Origin of the sequence: Mammaliicoccus stepanovicii (genome assembly GCF_002902525.1) — a bacterium.
In the GTDB taxonomy this organism is placed as follows: Bacteria; Bacillota; Bacilli; order Staphylococcales; family Staphylococcaceae; genus Mammaliicoccus; species Mammaliicoccus stepanovicii.
This window is the reverse complement of the sequence record NZ_PPQZ01000013.1, coordinates 59124-74060: the sequence shown is the minus strand read 5'-3', so window position 1 is coordinate 74060 and position 14937 is coordinate 59124. Positions and strand designations below refer to the sequence as shown.

The following is a 14937-nucleotide window of genomic DNA, read 5'->3' as shown; positions in this document are numbered from 1 at the left end:
CTAATGAGCAGTTAGAAAATTACTATTTATATTAAATATTCTAACAAAATTTAAATAGTAAATGAATATTTAGAATATTTAGATATTTATAAACTTATATATTAAATAATTTTTTAATAATAATGATTGCGCTTTCAATTATATGGCGTTATCATTGAGGCAAGGAGGGAATTTAATATGATTATTGGTGTACCAAGAGAAGTAAAAAATAACGAAAACAGAGTAGCATTAACACCTAGTGGGGTGGCGAGTTTGAAAGCACAAAAGCACGTAATTAAAGTTGAAACAGGTGCTGGATTAGGTTCGCAATTCACTGATCAAGATTATTTAGATTCTGGAGCACAAATTGTAAAACAAGAAGAAGCATGGAATGTAGACATGGTTATGAAAGTGAAAGAACCACTTAAAGAAGAATATCAATTTTTCAAGAAAGATTTAATATTATTTACTTATTTACATTTAGCAGCAGAAGAAGAACTTACGAACGCGTTATTAGAAAAAGAAGTTACGTCAATTGCATATGAAACAGTGCAGTTACCAGATCGTTCACTTCCATTATTGGCTCCGATGAGTGAAGTAGCAGGAAGAATGTCAACACAAATTGGTGCACAATTCCTTCAAAAAACGAACGGCGGAGTAGGTATACTATTATCAGGCGTTCCAGGTGTTAAACGTGGAAAAGTTACAATTATTGGTGGCGGACAAGCCGGAACAAATGCAGCTAAAATGGCAGTTGGACTTGGTGCGGATGTTACAATAGTTGATTTGAATCCAACAAGACTTCAACAATTAGATGACTTATTTGGAGCAAGTGTACAAACAATGATGTCATCACCATTGAATATTGAAGAAGCAGTAGTTGAAAGTGATTTAGTTATCGGATCAGTATTAATCCCCGGAGCAAAAGCACCTAAACTTGTAACTGAAGATATGGTTAAGAAAATGAGACCAGGTTCAGTGTTGGTTGATATAGCAATCGATCAAGGTGGTTCATTTGAAACATCTGATAGAATTACTACACACGATGATCCGACATATGTTAAACACGGAGTTGTACATTACGCTGTCGCAAACATGCCAGGTGCAGTTCCAAGAACAGCTACAATCGCATTGAATAATGCAACAACACCATATGCTATCCAGTTAGCAAACAAAGGATTTGTTAAAGCATGTCAAGATAATGAAGCTTTAGCAAAAGGTTTGAATACAATACATGGTAAATTAACTTATCATGAAGTAGCAAAAGCATTTGATAAAGAGTATACACCATACCAAGAAATATTGAATTAAAATAAACCTATCTAACCAACCAAAGTGATTTATTGGGTTGATTAGATAGGTTTTTTGATTTTTATTCTACAAGTGATGCAACAGATTTCATAATACGTGCTTTTTTGTAGCCGTGTATATCGTGTAATTCTTTGTATGAATTGAAAAGTAATGCGTATCGTTCTACTTTAGATGGATCAGGTTCGATTTCATAAAGTACCGGTTCTTTCATTGCTTGTGCTGCGTCTTTAACTGTCTTATATGCACCTCCAGCAACTGCTCCTAATATGGCAGCTCCTATTGCAGGGGCATATTCACTATCTATTACAGTGACTTTTTTATTTAGTACATTTGCATAAATATCCATCAGCAATTTATTTCGTTTTGGTATACCACCGCATGCAAATACATCTTCAACATGCATTCCCCAGTCTTCATACTGTTGCATGATCATCTTCGTGCCAAATGCTGTCGCTTCTAAATATGCTCGGTAAATGTCTTCATGTTTCGTATGCAATGTGAGTCCGAATAAACTACCACGTAAACTACTATCACTTAATACGCTTCTGTTTCCATTGTGCCAATCTAAAGCTATAAGTCCACTTGAGCCTGGTAATTTATTAGTTGTTTTTTCTTCAAGTAATTGATGTATAGAGATTCCACGCTCGTCTGCTTCATCGATATAAGATTTTGGTGCTTGGTTAACAGCATATTCAAATAAGTCACCAACAGCTGATTGTCCCGCTTCATATGCAAATAATTCAGGAATAATAGCACCTTTAACAGAACCTGATATACCGGGTACTTTCTTCTGCTCTTTACTCAACATTAAATGACATGTACTTGTACCCATAACCATCGTCATCTGTCCTTCTCGCTCAGACCCAATACCTAGTAAACTCGAGTGTGCATCAATGATAAAGGGACTTACTTGGGTATTGGCTGTTAAGCCTAACTTGTTAGCCATTTCATCTGAAAGTCTACCTGCAGTATTCCCAATATTTACGATTGGCGCTTCTAATTTATTGCGCACTACGTCTGATAAAGTTTGGTTGATTTTATCAAATAGGTCATAATGGAATCCATTTTCTTCTTCCCAGAATGATTTAAACCCAAGTCCACAATTTGATCGGATGTTCTGACTAGTCAGTTTGTTCACAATCCAATCTCCAGCATCCATGATTGCGTATGTTGCTTCTAAAACTTCAGGTGCTTTATTCATGACTTCCATAATTTTGGGAATCATCCACTCACTGCTTACATTATAACCGTAATTTCCTAACCAACGTTTTTTCTGTTTAATTGCAGTGTTATAAAGTAAATCGGCTTCTGCTTCAGCACCATGATGTTTCCATAATTTCACGTATGCATGTGGATTATCTTCGAAACCTGATTTGTTATGGATTGGATTCATATCTTTATCTACAAAAATAACAGTAGACGATGTGAAGTCAATGCCCAACCCCACAATTTCATTTGGATTTACTTTAGATTCTTTAAGGACATGTGGAATACCTTCTTCAAGTACTTCTAAATAATCATTTGCGTTTTGTAACGAAAAACCATGTGGTAATTTTTGTCCATTAAGTTCTTCGTCAATCGTACCATGCGTATACGGCTTAATATATTGTGAAATAATTTTTCCATTTTCAGTTTGTACTAAGAAAACTCTGCCAGAACCCGTACCGTAATCAATACCTATACTATAAGTCATATTATATCCTCCCTTTATGAAAGCGCTCACTCATTATAATAAGCACATATGAACATAAAATCAATAGAAATGAACAAAAAATGTTGACATTTATGTATAAACGAGTTTATCATACCGATATGAACACAAATGAACTATAAAAAATGGAGGATGAGCATAAATGAACAAAGAAGTATATTCTAATGCATATAGATTAATTGAACCGGGTGTATTTGAAGAATCGACAATTAAGCATGATTTTAGTGAAAATGATGTCATTATTAAACCAACTAAAGCAAGTGTGTGTCATGCTGATTTAAGATATTATACTGGAAATCGTCGTCCAGAAGCATTGAAGAAAAAGCTACCGATGGCTTTATTCCATGAAGGAATAGGAATTGTTGAAGCTTCTAATCATGAAAATGTAAAAGTAGGAGATAAAGTTGTTATTGTCCCTAATATTCCGTCAAGACTACAAAAGGGACATTTTGAAGAAACTGAATTACAAGATAATTACGATGAAAATGCTTTATTTATGGGAAGTGGTTTTGATGGTATTTGCCAAAGTCAACTTGTCATTCATGGTGATAATGTTGTGAAAGTACCAGATAACTTAGATGAAGATGTCGCACTTTTAGCAGAATTATGCTCTGTTTCATTATTCCCAATAAATCAATTGAAAGATGTGACAACAAATGGTTCACCTAAAGTGGCAGTGTTTGGTGATGGACCTGTGGGCTATTTAGCAGCTACTGCATTACATTTTATACATGGAATTGAAAAGGAAAACTTAATTGTATTTGGTGCTGTTGAAGAAAAATTACAAGAATTTAATGATTTTGCGACAACACATCTTGTATTTGATTTTGATTTTAAGAATGAAGTAGGTGTACATACTGTATTTGAATGTACAGGAGGAAAATTCTCAGAATCTGCAATTAATCAAGCGATTGACTTAATCGATCGTCAAGGTCAAATCGTATTAATGGGTGTTACTGAAGATTTAGTGGGCATTAATACAAGAGATGTTCTAGAAAAAGGATTAACCTTATCAGGTAGTTCAAGAAGTACTAAAAAAGAATTTGAACAGTTGATATCTTATTTTGATAATACTGAATATCAAAAAGCATTACGTAAATTGATTCCTGAAACATATTACGATATTAAAGAAATAAAAGATTTAAATCAAGCAATGGATGATGCAGCTGCACATAAAGGTTGGAAAAAAACGTATTTAAAATATAATTGGTAAATTAAATAATAAAGGGGATTATGAATTATGAATACAAATCAAACTGTATTAGGTATGCCTAAGAAGATAATGTGGGGGTATATAGGTATACTTATCTTCATGATGGGTGATGGATTAGAAATTGGTTGGCTAAGTCCATGGTTGCATGAACAAGGATTTTCAATTAAGGAAACAAGTACATTATTTGCGAGTTATGGTGTGACGATTGCGATATCTAGTTGGTTTAGTGGTGTATTGGCTGAATCACTAGGCGGTAAGAAAACAATGGCAATAGGTTTATTCTTATATATGTTAGGTACAGTTTGTTTTGTGGGGTTTGCTATTCCGTCAGAAAATTTAGCCTTAATGATACCAGCATATGCATTAAGGGGATTTGGTTATCCATTATTTGCTTATTCATTCTTAGTTTGGATATCATATAGAGCAGAGAAAAAACATTTAGGATCAGCAGTTGGGTGGTTCTGGTTTGTATTTACAGGCGGATTAAATGTTCTTGGTGCAGTTTATTCTATATTTGCAATTGAAGTATTAGGTCATGTGAATACATTATGGAGTTCATTATTCTGGGTGGCATTAGGTGGTGTCTTCGCCTTATTCGTTAACCGCGATACATTACCAACGAATAAAGGGAATTCAAAAGAAAAAGTTGCCGAATTATTAAAAGGTATAACGATTATGAAAGATGAACCAAAAGTGTTATTAGGTGGTATAGTTCGTATTATTAATACAACTGCACAATTTGCATTTCCTGTATTCTTACCAATCTATCTCGCATCATTTGGTATTCCAACATCTAAATGGTTAGGTGTTTGGTCTACAATCTTCATTTCAAATATCGCATTTAATCTTATCTTCGGTATAGTTGGAGATAAATTTGGTTGGAGAAATACAATCATGCTGTTTGGTGGTGTAGGTTGTGGTGTGACGACATTATTAATTGGATACATTCCTTTATGGACAGATGGAAATCTAATTATTCTTACAGCAGTAGGAATCTTATGGGGTGCATTCTTAGCGGCCTATGTACCACTATCAGCATTAGTGCCATCTCTTGTTAAGAAAGATAAAGGTGCTGCATTGGCAGTTTTAAATTTAGGTGCAGGTTTACCAGTATTCATCGGACCAATGATTGTTAACTTATTTATAGATGTAGTTGAAGCAAGAGGTGTTATTTGGATCTTGGCTATGTTATATTTCTTCAGTTCAATTTTGACATATTTCATAAAATTGCCAAATAATGCCAAAACATCTTTGTAATGTGTATAAAAGTTACGCATTTAAGCATAAGTTTTTGATATAATAAAGATACTTATCAATATGGAGATGTTTTAAATGTTACCAGCAGAACGCGAACAAAATATAATTAACTTCTTAAAGAAGCATAAAAAAGCAACAGTTCATGAATTATCAGTCGCATTTAAAGTACATGATGCAACGATTCGTAGAGATTTAAAAAGTCTAGAACAGTTTAATCAAATTAAGAGAACACATGGTGGTGTCGTTCTACGATATGATGAAGTAGTCGATGAGTTGGATTTTGATGATAGAGAATCAAGTTATATCATTGAGAAAGAAGCAATAGGTAAGAAAGCGGCAGAATTTGTAGAAGAAGGGGACACGATTATCATTGACTCGGGTTCTACAACATTGCAATTTGCAAAGCAACTAGTGAATAAGTCGAATTTGACGATCATAACAAATGATATTCATATAGCATCTATATTGAAATCTTCAAAAAACAAAGTCATCGTGACGGGTGGCGTATTATATAAAGATAATTATATGTTAAATGGATATATTACAAATGAAGTTTTGAGTGCATTGAATCCAACAAAATTATTTTTGGCAACACCTGCATTTCACTTTGATAGCGGCGTTACACATTATAGCGAAGAACTGTCACCAGCGAAAAAATTAATGGTCAAACAATCTAAACAAGTGTTTCTGTTAACAGATAGTTCGAAACTTGATAAAATCTCTTTACACAAAGTTTGTTCGCCTTCTGATATAGATATATTGATTACAGATAATACAAACACTACTTATGATGAAGAAAAATATATGCATAGTATAGAACGATTCATTAAGGTGGATGTTAATAAGTAAATCCGAAACAAAAACGGGACCGAAGACTACTAATAAGTAGCATTCGGTCCCGTTTTTATATGGTGACTAAACGATCTTTGTACCATGTACTTCATCAAATGGAATATCATGTAATAATTCGTGTAGATTATCTTTCGTTAATCCACCACCAGGCATAATTGTAATGTTTCCTTTAGAATGTATTAACAATTTACCTAAATGATTTAAGTTATTAAAGAGTTGTGTATCAGGTGTACCACCATGCGTTAGCACGCGTGTATATTGATGGTCTATTAACCAATCTAATGACTTTAGTTGATTATATGGATTGATTAAATCAAATGCCATATGACATACACATTGTATATCACCACACGCATCTTTAAGAGCTTTCATCTTCCATTCATCTAAATATTGGTTTTCATCTAAACATCCAAATACAAATGCATCCACGTTTAATGTTTTAAGTTGAATAATATCTTGTCTCATTATTTCATATTCAAAGTAATCATATTGAAAGTTGCCACCTCTAGGTCTGATCATTACGGCTACTTCAACATCATGTTCATGACAAAGTTCAATAGCTATTTTAACCATTCCATAACTTGGCGTTGTTCCTCCGACTGAAAGATTGTCACATAATTCAATGCGGTTAGCACCATGTTTAATGGCATGTTGAATTTGTTCTAATGTTTCTACACAAGCTTCTTTAATCATTTTTCGTATCCAGTTAATATTTTATGGCCTTCTTGAGTAACAACGATATCATCTTCTATACGCACACCTGCAACATCTGGTACATAAATACCAGGTTCGACTGTTAAGACCATACCTTCTTTGAATTCATCTTGATTTGAACTAGAAATATCAGGGAATTCGTGTACACTAAGTCCTAATCCATGTCCAAGTCTATGTGGGAAGAAATCACCATATCCTGCATTGCTTATAATATCTCTCGCTACTTTATCACAATCTGAAATTTTAGCTCCTGGCTTAATCATTGCGATAGCTTGTTTATTAGCATCTAGAACGATGTTATAAATTTCTTTAGCTTTATCTGAAGGGTTGCCGAATGGTATTGTTCTTGTAATGTCAGAACAATAACCTTTATAAATAACACCTAAATCAAATAAAACATATTCGTCTTTTTGTAATTTTCTATCACCAGGTGTACCGTGAGGAGCAGCAGCATGATCTCCAAATAAGACCATTGTATCAAAGCTCATCTTTGAAATGCCATGTTGTTTCATAGTTGTTTCTATATGATTTAACACTTCTATTTCTGTAATACCTTCTGTTAATTTTTCGACACCAGCTTGAATAGCAAGGTCAGCGTATTTAGCCGCTTCATGTAATGTATTGATTTCATCTGTAGTTTTTACATTTCTTAAGTCTTTTAATACTTGATCGATGTCTAGTATTTTTTCGACATTGAATGCATGCTCAATTTCTCTTAATCGTTTAACAGATAAATGTTCTGATTCTATAGCAAAAGTTTTGTAAGTTCTTTGTTCTATTAAATCAAAAGCAGATTCAGTATCTAAATATCCTACAATATTTCCTTTGAAGCCAGCATTTTTTGCTTCTTGAACTTCCATTTTTGGACAGAATAAAGTTTCTTCTCCATCTTTAGTTATGAGTAAACTAAATAATCGTTCGTGTGGTTCTGATAAGTATCCAGTTAAATAATATACATTTAACGGCGTTGTAATCCATGCCGCATCAGCGTGATGATCATTTAAAAATGATGTGATTTCATTGTGTTTCATAAGTATCCCCCAATTCTATTTCTTACATTGTTATTTTAGACTTCCTGATTCATAAATTCAAATATAGGGTATATAATAAATGATAAAGATTTATTGAGGAGGGAAAGCATGAAAGTATCATTTCATGGACAATCAGTTATTTATTTTGAAAGTAAAGGTCATAAAGTTATAGTCGATCCTTTTATTACAGGCAATCCACTGTCTGATTTAAAAGCAGAAGATTTAGAAGTTGATTATATTATTCTTACACACGGTCACGGTGATCATTTAGGTGATACGGTAGCTTTAGCGAAAAACTCAAATGCAACCGTTATTGCATTACCTGAGATAATAGACTATTTAAGCAATAAACACGGCTTAGAAAATCTTCGCCCAATGAATATTGGAGGAAATATTGAATTCGGTTTTGGTAAAGTGAAGTTTGTTCAAGCATTCCATAGTAATAGTATTACTGAGGATAATGGTGAAATCGTCTATTTAGGAATGCCGACAGGGATTATATTAGAAACTGAAGGTGGAACAATCTATCATACGGGTGACACTGGATTATTTGGAGATATGAAGCTTATTGCAGACAGACATCCCGTTGATTTATGTTTCATCCCAATTGGTGATAACTTCACAATGGGAATTGATGATGCGAGTTATGCAATAAATGAATTGATTCAACCTAAAAAAGTAGTGCCAATTCACTACGATACATTTGATTATATTAAGCAAGATCCTAACGAATTTAAAGATGCAGTTCGAAAAGCTGAAGTCCACATATTAAAAGCAGGGGACTCAGTTGAACTATAATTTTTGAAAATCCGCTTACTTATATAGTAGGTGGATTTTTTATTGTTTGTTATCATTTCTTGTACATGAAATGATATCTTTTACGCTACTTAAACGTTATAATAGAGGTAATTCATTAAAACGATCGGGGTACATTCTTATGACGAAACATGAACAAATAATAAAGTATATTGAGTCGTTATCTGTAGGACATAAAATTTCAGTAAGACAAATTGCTAAAGATTTGAATGTGTCAGAAGGAACAGCATATCGAGCAATTAAAGAAGCGGATAACCAAGGTTTAGTTGCATCTATTGATAGAGTAGGTACAGTAAGAATTGAACGTAAATCTAGAGAGCAAATAGAAAATTTAACTTTTAATGAAATAGTGAAAATTGTAGATGGACAAATTCTTGGTGGTAAACAAGGTCTACACAAAACGCTATCTAAATTTGCAATTGGTGCAATGGAATTACAAGATGTAGTTAAATATTTAACGAAGAATACATTATTAATAGTTGGAAATCGTTCTGATGTTCAAATGGAGGCTTTAAAGAGAGGGTCTGCTGTTCTCATTACTGGTGGATTTGAGGCGGATAACGAAATTGTAGAATATGCTGATGAGCATGATTTACCAATCATTTCCTCGAATTATGATACTTTTATAGTTGCAAATGTAATCAATCGTGCGATATATGACCAAATGATTAAGAAAGAAATTCTCATGGTAGATGACATTATGATACCAATTGAAGCGACATCGTACCTTGATGAGAAACAAAAAGTAAGAGATTGGAACGAACTATCGAAACAAACGTCGCATACTAGATTTCCAGTAGTCGATCATGAGTTGAAAGTTGTAGGGATTCTAACTAGCAAAGATATAGTAAATGAAGACAATGATAAATCTATAAAATCATTAATGACTAAATCGCCAATCGTGGCTCAATTGAATACAACAATCGCAACGTGTGCGCATCTTATGATCTGGGAAGGGATAGAATTATTACCAGTTGTATCTAATTCAAAAGAATTAATCGGTATGATATCCAGAGAAGATGTGTTAAAAACGATGCAGCTTATGAGTAGACAACCGCAAATTGGTGAGACGATACATGATCAAATAGCTAAACAAATTAATATGCAAGATGGCCAAATAAATATAAATGTCGCACCTCAACTTACAAATCAGTTCGGTATGATGACTAAAGCTGTTTATGTTGCTGTAATTGAAGAAGCATTAAGATATGAAGTAAGAAAAATGAAAAAATCTGAAGTAATGGTCGAGCATATTGATATTTATTATTTGAAAACAGTACAAATAGATGATGTCGTACAAGTTGAGATTGATACTTTAGATATTGGTAGATTGTTTGCTAAATTTGAAGTAACGATGATAAGTGGAAACCAAACTGTCGCAAAAGCACTTCTGATGTGTCAATTGTTAGATAAATAAAAAAAGCGCCGAAAACGGCACTTTACTCTGATTTACTATGTTTCTGTTTTTCGAAATCTTCCCATGCTTTATTTTCGATAGGTAAATTACCTTTAAAATACTTACTTGCTTTATATCCGTAAGCAATATTTAAAATACCGAAGAATAATAATACTAATACAATAATATATGTAACTAAAGTTGGGAATAATAAAGCTTGATCAATTGCAAATGCAACAATAAAGATTCCGAAATAAAATCTTGATCGCGCTTTATGATAAGCTTTTCTAACATCTCGTTTAGTTCTAAATGAGCGAGCTAAATTTAATATCGCGAAAATGAATGCGAGAATCATGATTGTAACGGATAAAGCAACTAATGTAGACATTAATATATGTGACATAATTTAATCCTCCTACCAAAATGCATTATATCAATTAATAAAATATAAGTAAATATAAAGAAAGAAGGATACCAATGAACGAAATTTTAGAAAAAATAAAGCAATACGAGACAATTATTATACATAGACATGTGAGACCAGACCCAGACGCTTACGGTTCACAACTTGGATTGAAATATATATTACAGGAGGCATTTCCAAATAAAAACGTATACGCTGTTGGTGAACCTGAACCTTCATTAGCATTTATAGGTGATTTAGATCAAATTAGTGATGAAACTTATAAGGAAGCTCTTGTTATTGTTTGTGATACTGCAAATGCACCTAGAATAGATGATGCTAGATTTAATACGGGAGTAGCTTTAATTAAAATAGATCACCATCCACCTGTAGATAACTATGGTGACCTTAATTATGTAAATACTCACGCATCTTCAACAAGTGAAATCATCTGTGATTTAAATCGTGAATGGAACTTAAATAATAGTGAAATTAATACAAAAGCAAGTCGTGTATTATATCTCGGAATTGTCGGCGATACGGGTAGATTTTTATTTGATAACACTACGACACATACTATGAATACGGCAGCCAAATTAATGGAAAAAGACTTTAATCGAAATCAATTGTTAAACCAATTAACTGAAAGAGACCCTAAATTATTACATTTCCAAGGGTATATATTACAAAATTTCAATTACGATGGGAATGGATTTTGCTCTATTAAAATCACTAAAGATATCCTTGAACAATTTAACTTAGAAGCAAATGAGGCATCTTTATTTGTTAATACAGTCTCCGATATTAGTGGACTGAAAGCATGGGTATTTGCTGTTGACGAAGGTAAAGAAATTAGATGTAGAATTCGTTCGAAAGGTATCGTTATTAATCATATTGCTGCAAAATATAATGGCGGCGGTCATCCAAATGCATCTGGTGCGTCAGTGTATAGTTGGGAAGAATTTGAACAATTAGCAAGTGATATTAAATCTGTAATCTAGGAGGTATAGCGCATGGTAAGTCATTTAAATGTCCATTCATCTTATGATTTATTAAATTCCAGTATAAGAATTAAAGAAGTGGTTAATAAAGCTAAAAATGAAAATTATCAAGCGCTTGCTTTAACAGATTTAAATGTCATGCACGGTGCATTACAATTTTATGATGAGTGCCAGCAAGCGGGAATTAAAGCTATATTTGGATTGACTATATTTTTAGATGATCAATTAAATCAATTAGAATGTGTATTACTCGCAAAAGACAATGCTGGTTATGATAATTTAATTAAACTGTCATCGGCTATTTCGATTAAAGAAAGACATTATGTGCCGATCGAATGGGTAAATACGTATTCTGAAGGGCTCATCATCATTGCTAAACAGTTGAATAATGATAATGAGCATCTTTTTAATTATATAAATATCAACGAGGATGATAAATATATTTCGCATGATTCCAATATAGAATCAAATCATAGAGCAGTATTTATGCAATCTGCATTATATTTAAATAAGGAAGACAGTGATAGTTTAGTAGCTTTAAAGGCAATTAAGAACAATGAAAAGTTAACGATAAGTGACTTTAATACGAACTATCATCATCATTTTTATGCAGAAGATGAGCTAACAGCATTAAATATATTACAAAGTCATCTAAATATAACTGATGAAATAGCTGATAAATGTACTGTCGATATTAAATATAATCAAGATTTATTGCCTAAATATAATACACCAAATGCTTCGAATAGTAATGACTATTTATGGCAATTACTAGAAGAAAACAAGCAGAAATACCCACAATTTAATAAACAATATGAAGACAGACTTAAATACGAATATGACATCATCGTTTCTATGGGATATGCAGATTATTTTTTAATTGTAAGTGATTTAATTAATTATGCTAAATCACATGATGTACTAGTAGGGCCAGGACGTGGTTCTTCTGGAGGTTCACTAGTTAGCTATGTATTAAATATTACAACAATTGACCCGATAAAATATGATTTATTATTTGAACGATTTTTGAATCCTGAACGTGTCACTATGCCTGATATTGATATTGACTTCCAAGATACAAAGAGAGATAAAGTTATACAATATGTACAAGATAAATACGGTGATAATCGTGTGGCAGGTATAGTCACATATGGTCATTTATTAGCTAGAGCAGTAGCACGTGATGTTGGTAGAATACTACAATTTGATGAAGCAACACTAAATTATATATCTAAATTAATTCCTCATAAGTTAGGTATTACTTTAAATGAAGCATATGAGTCTGATGCGTTTAAACAATTTGTAAATCAAAATCACCTACATGAAAAATGGTTCCACCTCAGTAAACAACTAGAAGGACTTCCAAGACATACGTCAACACACGCTGCAGGTATTATTATTAATGATCAACCTTTACATCAATTTGTGCCAACAATGATGGGTGATACAGGTGTATTAACGCAATGGACAATGACTGAAACGGAAAAGTTAGGACTGTTGAAGATAGATTTCTTAGGTTTAAGAAACTTGTCTATCATTCAGCAAGTCGTAAATCAGGTGAAATTTCAAGAACAAATTGATATTGATATCGAAAAGATTCCATTCGATGATACTAAAGTTTTCCAACTGTTATCACGCGGAGAAACGACCGGTATATTTCAACTTGAATCTCAAGGCGTGCGAAGTGTGCTAAAAAGACTGAAACCAGATCATTTTTCAGATATTGTAGCTGTTACATCATTGTATAGACCGGGGCCAATGGAAGAAATTCCTACCTATATCAAAAGACGTAAACATGAAGAAACAATTGAATATTTACATCCAGATTTAGAAGGTATTTTAAAATCTACATATGGGGTTATTATATATCAAGAACAAATCATGCAAATTGCAAGTAAGTTTGCGGGCTTCTCATATGGTGAGGCGGACATTTTAAGAAGAGCAATGAGTAAGAAGAACCGATCCGTTTTAGAAAATGAAAGAAAGCATTTTATCAATGGAAGTCTTGAAAGAGGATATGAAGAAACGACAGCAATCAAAATATTTGATTTAATACTTAAATTTGCTGATTATGGATATCCAAAAGCACATGCAGTTGCTTACAGTAAAATTGCATATATTATGACTTATTTAAAAGTACATTATCCGACTTATTTCTATGCTTCAATATTATCAAATGTAGTTGGAAATGAATCTAAAACAGAACAAATCATAACCGAAATGAAGCGTATAGGTGTTAACATATTTCCACCATCAATCAATAATAGTGAATGGTTCTATAAAGCAACTAAAAAAGGCATCTACACATCACTAGGTGCAATTAAAAATGTCGGTTATCAAAGCGTAAAAGCAATGATAGATGAACGTAAATCTAAAGGCATATATCAAAATCTACATGATTTAGTGCATAGATTACCAAGTAAAGTGAAAAATAAAAAGTTAATTCAAGCCTTAGTTTATGCTGGGGCACTAGATGATTTTAAGTTAACAAGAGCAACACTTTTACAATCTATAGATGATGTATATGAAAGTAGCGAATCCGTCGGTGATGCAAATAACTTATTAGCTGAACTAGGATTAAATGTAAAGAAAGAAATCAAAGAAGTCGAAGAGATGCCAAGTATTACGAAAAGTGAATATGAACGTGAATATTTAGGTTTCTATGTTACAGATCATCCAATTATAACTTTATTTAAAGAAAATCAATTTCTATCAATATACCCATTAAACGTTCAAAATGAAAAAGTCCCAATGCTTGTTATGATTCCTTCACTTAGAAAAATTAGAACTAAAAAAGGTCAAAATATGGCTTTTGTTAATATAATGGATGGTATAAACGAAATAGAAGGCGTTATTTTTCCTGATACTTACAAATCATTAGACAATATAAATATTGAAAATAAACCACTTATCATTCAAGGTAAATTCGAAAAAAGAAATGACAAAATGCAGCTGATTATAAATCATCTTGAAACACTTGAGACATATAGAAAGAAAAAATTAGAAACAGCTAAAGAAATCATGGTACGTAACGTAACGGATATGAAAGAATGGGTAACAAAGGCAAACACTAGTGAAATTAAAATAACATATTTTAATGATGTGGATTTTACGACTAATTTCATAGGATATTTAAATGTTGAAAAGGGTAATATCATCGATTTAATTAATGACTTAGGAAATGAAAACGTACGTCTATTATAGTCTTTATTAATTAAATAAATTATGATATAGTATTCTTCATGGTGGTCAG

At 32.5% G+C, this 14937-nt stretch carries 12 protein-coding genes; 8 read left to right on the top strand and 4 right to left on the bottom strand.

Features of this window, described 5'->3' with window-relative positions:
- Nucleotides 1-177: 177 nt before the first annotated feature.
- Nucleotides 178-1290 (top strand): alanine dehydrogenase, encoded by a 1113-nt coding sequence (gene ald, locus CD111_RS02455; protein ID WP_095087449.1) that lies wholly within the window; start codon nucleotides 178-180, stop codon nucleotides 1288-1290.
- 61 nt (nucleotides 1291-1351) lie between these two features.
- Here ald and CD111_RS02450 read toward each other — a convergent pair whose 3' ends face one another.
- On the bottom strand, nucleotides 1352-2983 hold the full coding sequence (locus CD111_RS02450) for a ribulokinase (RefSeq protein WP_095087451.1): 1632 nt from the start codon (nucleotides 2981-2983) through the stop codon (nucleotides 1352-1354).
- A 160-nt stretch (nucleotides 2984-3143) separates the two neighbouring features.
- Between CD111_RS02450 and CD111_RS02445 the strand changes: the two genes are divergently transcribed.
- The 3 genes from CD111_RS02445 (at nucleotide 3144) to CD111_RS02435 (ending at nucleotide 6320) form a co-directional block, all read left to right on the top strand.
- Nucleotides 3144-4214 (top strand): alcohol dehydrogenase catalytic domain-containing protein, encoded by a 1071-nt coding sequence (locus CD111_RS02445; protein WP_095087453.1) that lies wholly within the window; start codon nucleotides 3144-3146, stop codon nucleotides 4212-4214.
- 27 nt (nucleotides 4215-4241) lie between these two features.
- Complete coding sequence (locus tag CD111_RS02440; RefSeq protein WP_095087455.1) at nucleotides 4242-5471, top strand: MFS transporter; 1230 nt, start codon at nucleotides 4242-4244, stop codon at nucleotides 5469-5471.
- A 75-nt stretch (nucleotides 5472-5546) separates the two neighbouring features.
- Nucleotides 5547-6320 (top strand): DeoR/GlpR family DNA-binding transcription regulator, encoded by a 774-nt coding sequence (locus CD111_RS02435; protein ID WP_095087457.1) that lies wholly within the window; start codon nucleotides 5547-5549, stop codon nucleotides 6318-6320.
- A 66-nt stretch (nucleotides 6321-6386) separates the two neighbouring features.
- On the opposite strand, the gene CD111_RS02430 is transcribed toward CD111_RS02435, so the two are convergent.
- A complete protein-coding gene (locus CD111_RS02430) occupies nucleotides 6387-7016 on the bottom strand; it encodes a copper homeostasis protein CutC (protein WP_095087459.1) in 630 nt (209 codons plus the stop codon).
- A complete protein-coding gene (locus tag CD111_RS02425; RefSeq protein ID WP_095087461.1) occupies nucleotides 7013-8068 on the bottom strand; it encodes a M24 family metallopeptidase in 1056 nt (351 codons plus the stop codon). Before CD111_RS02425 ends, CD111_RS02430 begins: the two co-directional genes overlap by 4 nt.
- A 108-nt stretch (nucleotides 8069-8176) precedes the next feature.
- On the opposite strand from CD111_RS02425, the gene CD111_RS02420 reads away from it, so the two are divergent.
- Together CD111_RS02420 and CD111_RS02415 are read left to right on the top strand one after the other, a co-directional pair.
- A complete protein-coding gene (locus CD111_RS02420; RefSeq protein ID WP_095087463.1) occupies nucleotides 8177-8866 on the top strand; it encodes a metal-dependent hydrolase in 690 nt (229 codons plus the stop codon).
- Nucleotides 8867-9005: 139 nt separating this feature from the next.
- Nucleotides 9006-10301 (top strand): DRTGG domain-containing protein, encoded by a 1296-nt coding sequence (locus tag CD111_RS02415; protein WP_095090104.1) that lies wholly within the window; start codon nucleotides 9006-9008, stop codon nucleotides 10299-10301.
- A gap of 22 nt (nucleotides 10302-10323) precedes the next feature.
- Here the strand turns inward: CD111_RS02415 and CD111_RS02410 are convergent, their stop codons facing one another.
- Nucleotides 10324-10683, bottom strand: coding sequence for a YtpI family protein (locus tag CD111_RS02410; protein WP_095087465.1), 360 nt, complete (start codon nucleotides 10681-10683; stop codon nucleotides 10324-10326).
- Nucleotides 10684-10757: 74 nt separating this feature from the next.
- On the opposite strand from CD111_RS02410, the gene CD111_RS02405 reads away from it, so the two are divergent.
- Entirely contained in the window at nucleotides 10758-11684 is a 927-nt protein-coding gene (locus CD111_RS02405; RefSeq protein ID WP_095087467.1) for a DHH family phosphoesterase, read from the top strand.
- A 12-nt stretch (nucleotides 11685-11696) separates the two neighbouring features.
- Complete coding sequence (locus CD111_RS02400) at nucleotides 11697-14888, top strand: DNA polymerase III subunit alpha (protein WP_095087469.1); 3192 nt, start codon at nucleotides 11697-11699, stop codon at nucleotides 14886-14888.
- Nucleotides 14889-14937 lie beyond the last annotated feature (49 nt).

Excerpts from the sequence above, each read along its gene's own strand:
- ald (WP_095087449.1), top strand. The coding sequence starts at position 178 with ATGATTATTGGTGTACCAAGAGAAGTAAAAAATAACGAAAACAGAGTA.
- CD111_RS02450 (WP_095087451.1), bottom strand. The coding sequence starts at position 2,983 with ATGACTTATAGTATAGGTATTGATTACGGTACGGGTTCTGGCAGAGTT.
- CD111_RS02445 (WP_095087453.1), top strand. The coding sequence starts at position 3,144 with ATGAACAAAGAAGTATATTCTAATGCATATAGATTAATTGAACCGGGT.
- CD111_RS02440 (WP_095087455.1), top strand. The coding sequence starts at position 4,242 with ATGAATACAAATCAAACTGTATTAGGTATGCCTAAGAAGATAATGTGG.
- CD111_RS02435 (WP_095087457.1), top strand. The coding sequence starts at position 5,547 with ATGTTACCAGCAGAACGCGAACAAAATATAATTAACTTCTTAAAGAAG.
- CD111_RS02430 (WP_095087459.1), bottom strand. The coding sequence starts at position 7,016 with ATGATTAAAGAAGCTTGTGTAGAAACATTAGAACAAATTCAACATGCC.
- CD111_RS02425 (WP_095087461.1), bottom strand. The coding sequence starts at position 8,068 with ATGAAACACAATGAAATCACATCATTTTTAAATGATCATCACGCTGAT.
- CD111_RS02420 (WP_095087463.1), top strand. The coding sequence starts at position 8,177 with ATGAAAGTATCATTTCATGGACAATCAGTTATTTATTTTGAAAGTAAA.
- CD111_RS02415 (WP_095090104.1), top strand. The coding sequence starts at position 9,006 with ATGACGAAACATGAACAAATAATAAAGTATATTGAGTCGTTATCTGTA.
- CD111_RS02410 (WP_095087465.1), bottom strand. The coding sequence starts at position 10,683 with ATGTCACATATATTAATGTCTACATTAGTTGCTTTATCCGTTACAATC.
- CD111_RS02405 (WP_095087467.1), top strand. The coding sequence starts at position 10,758 with ATGAACGAAATTTTAGAAAAAATAAAGCAATACGAGACAATTATTATA.
- CD111_RS02400 (WP_095087469.1), top strand. The coding sequence starts at position 11,697 with ATGGTAAGTCATTTAAATGTCCATTCATCTTATGATTTATTAAATTCC.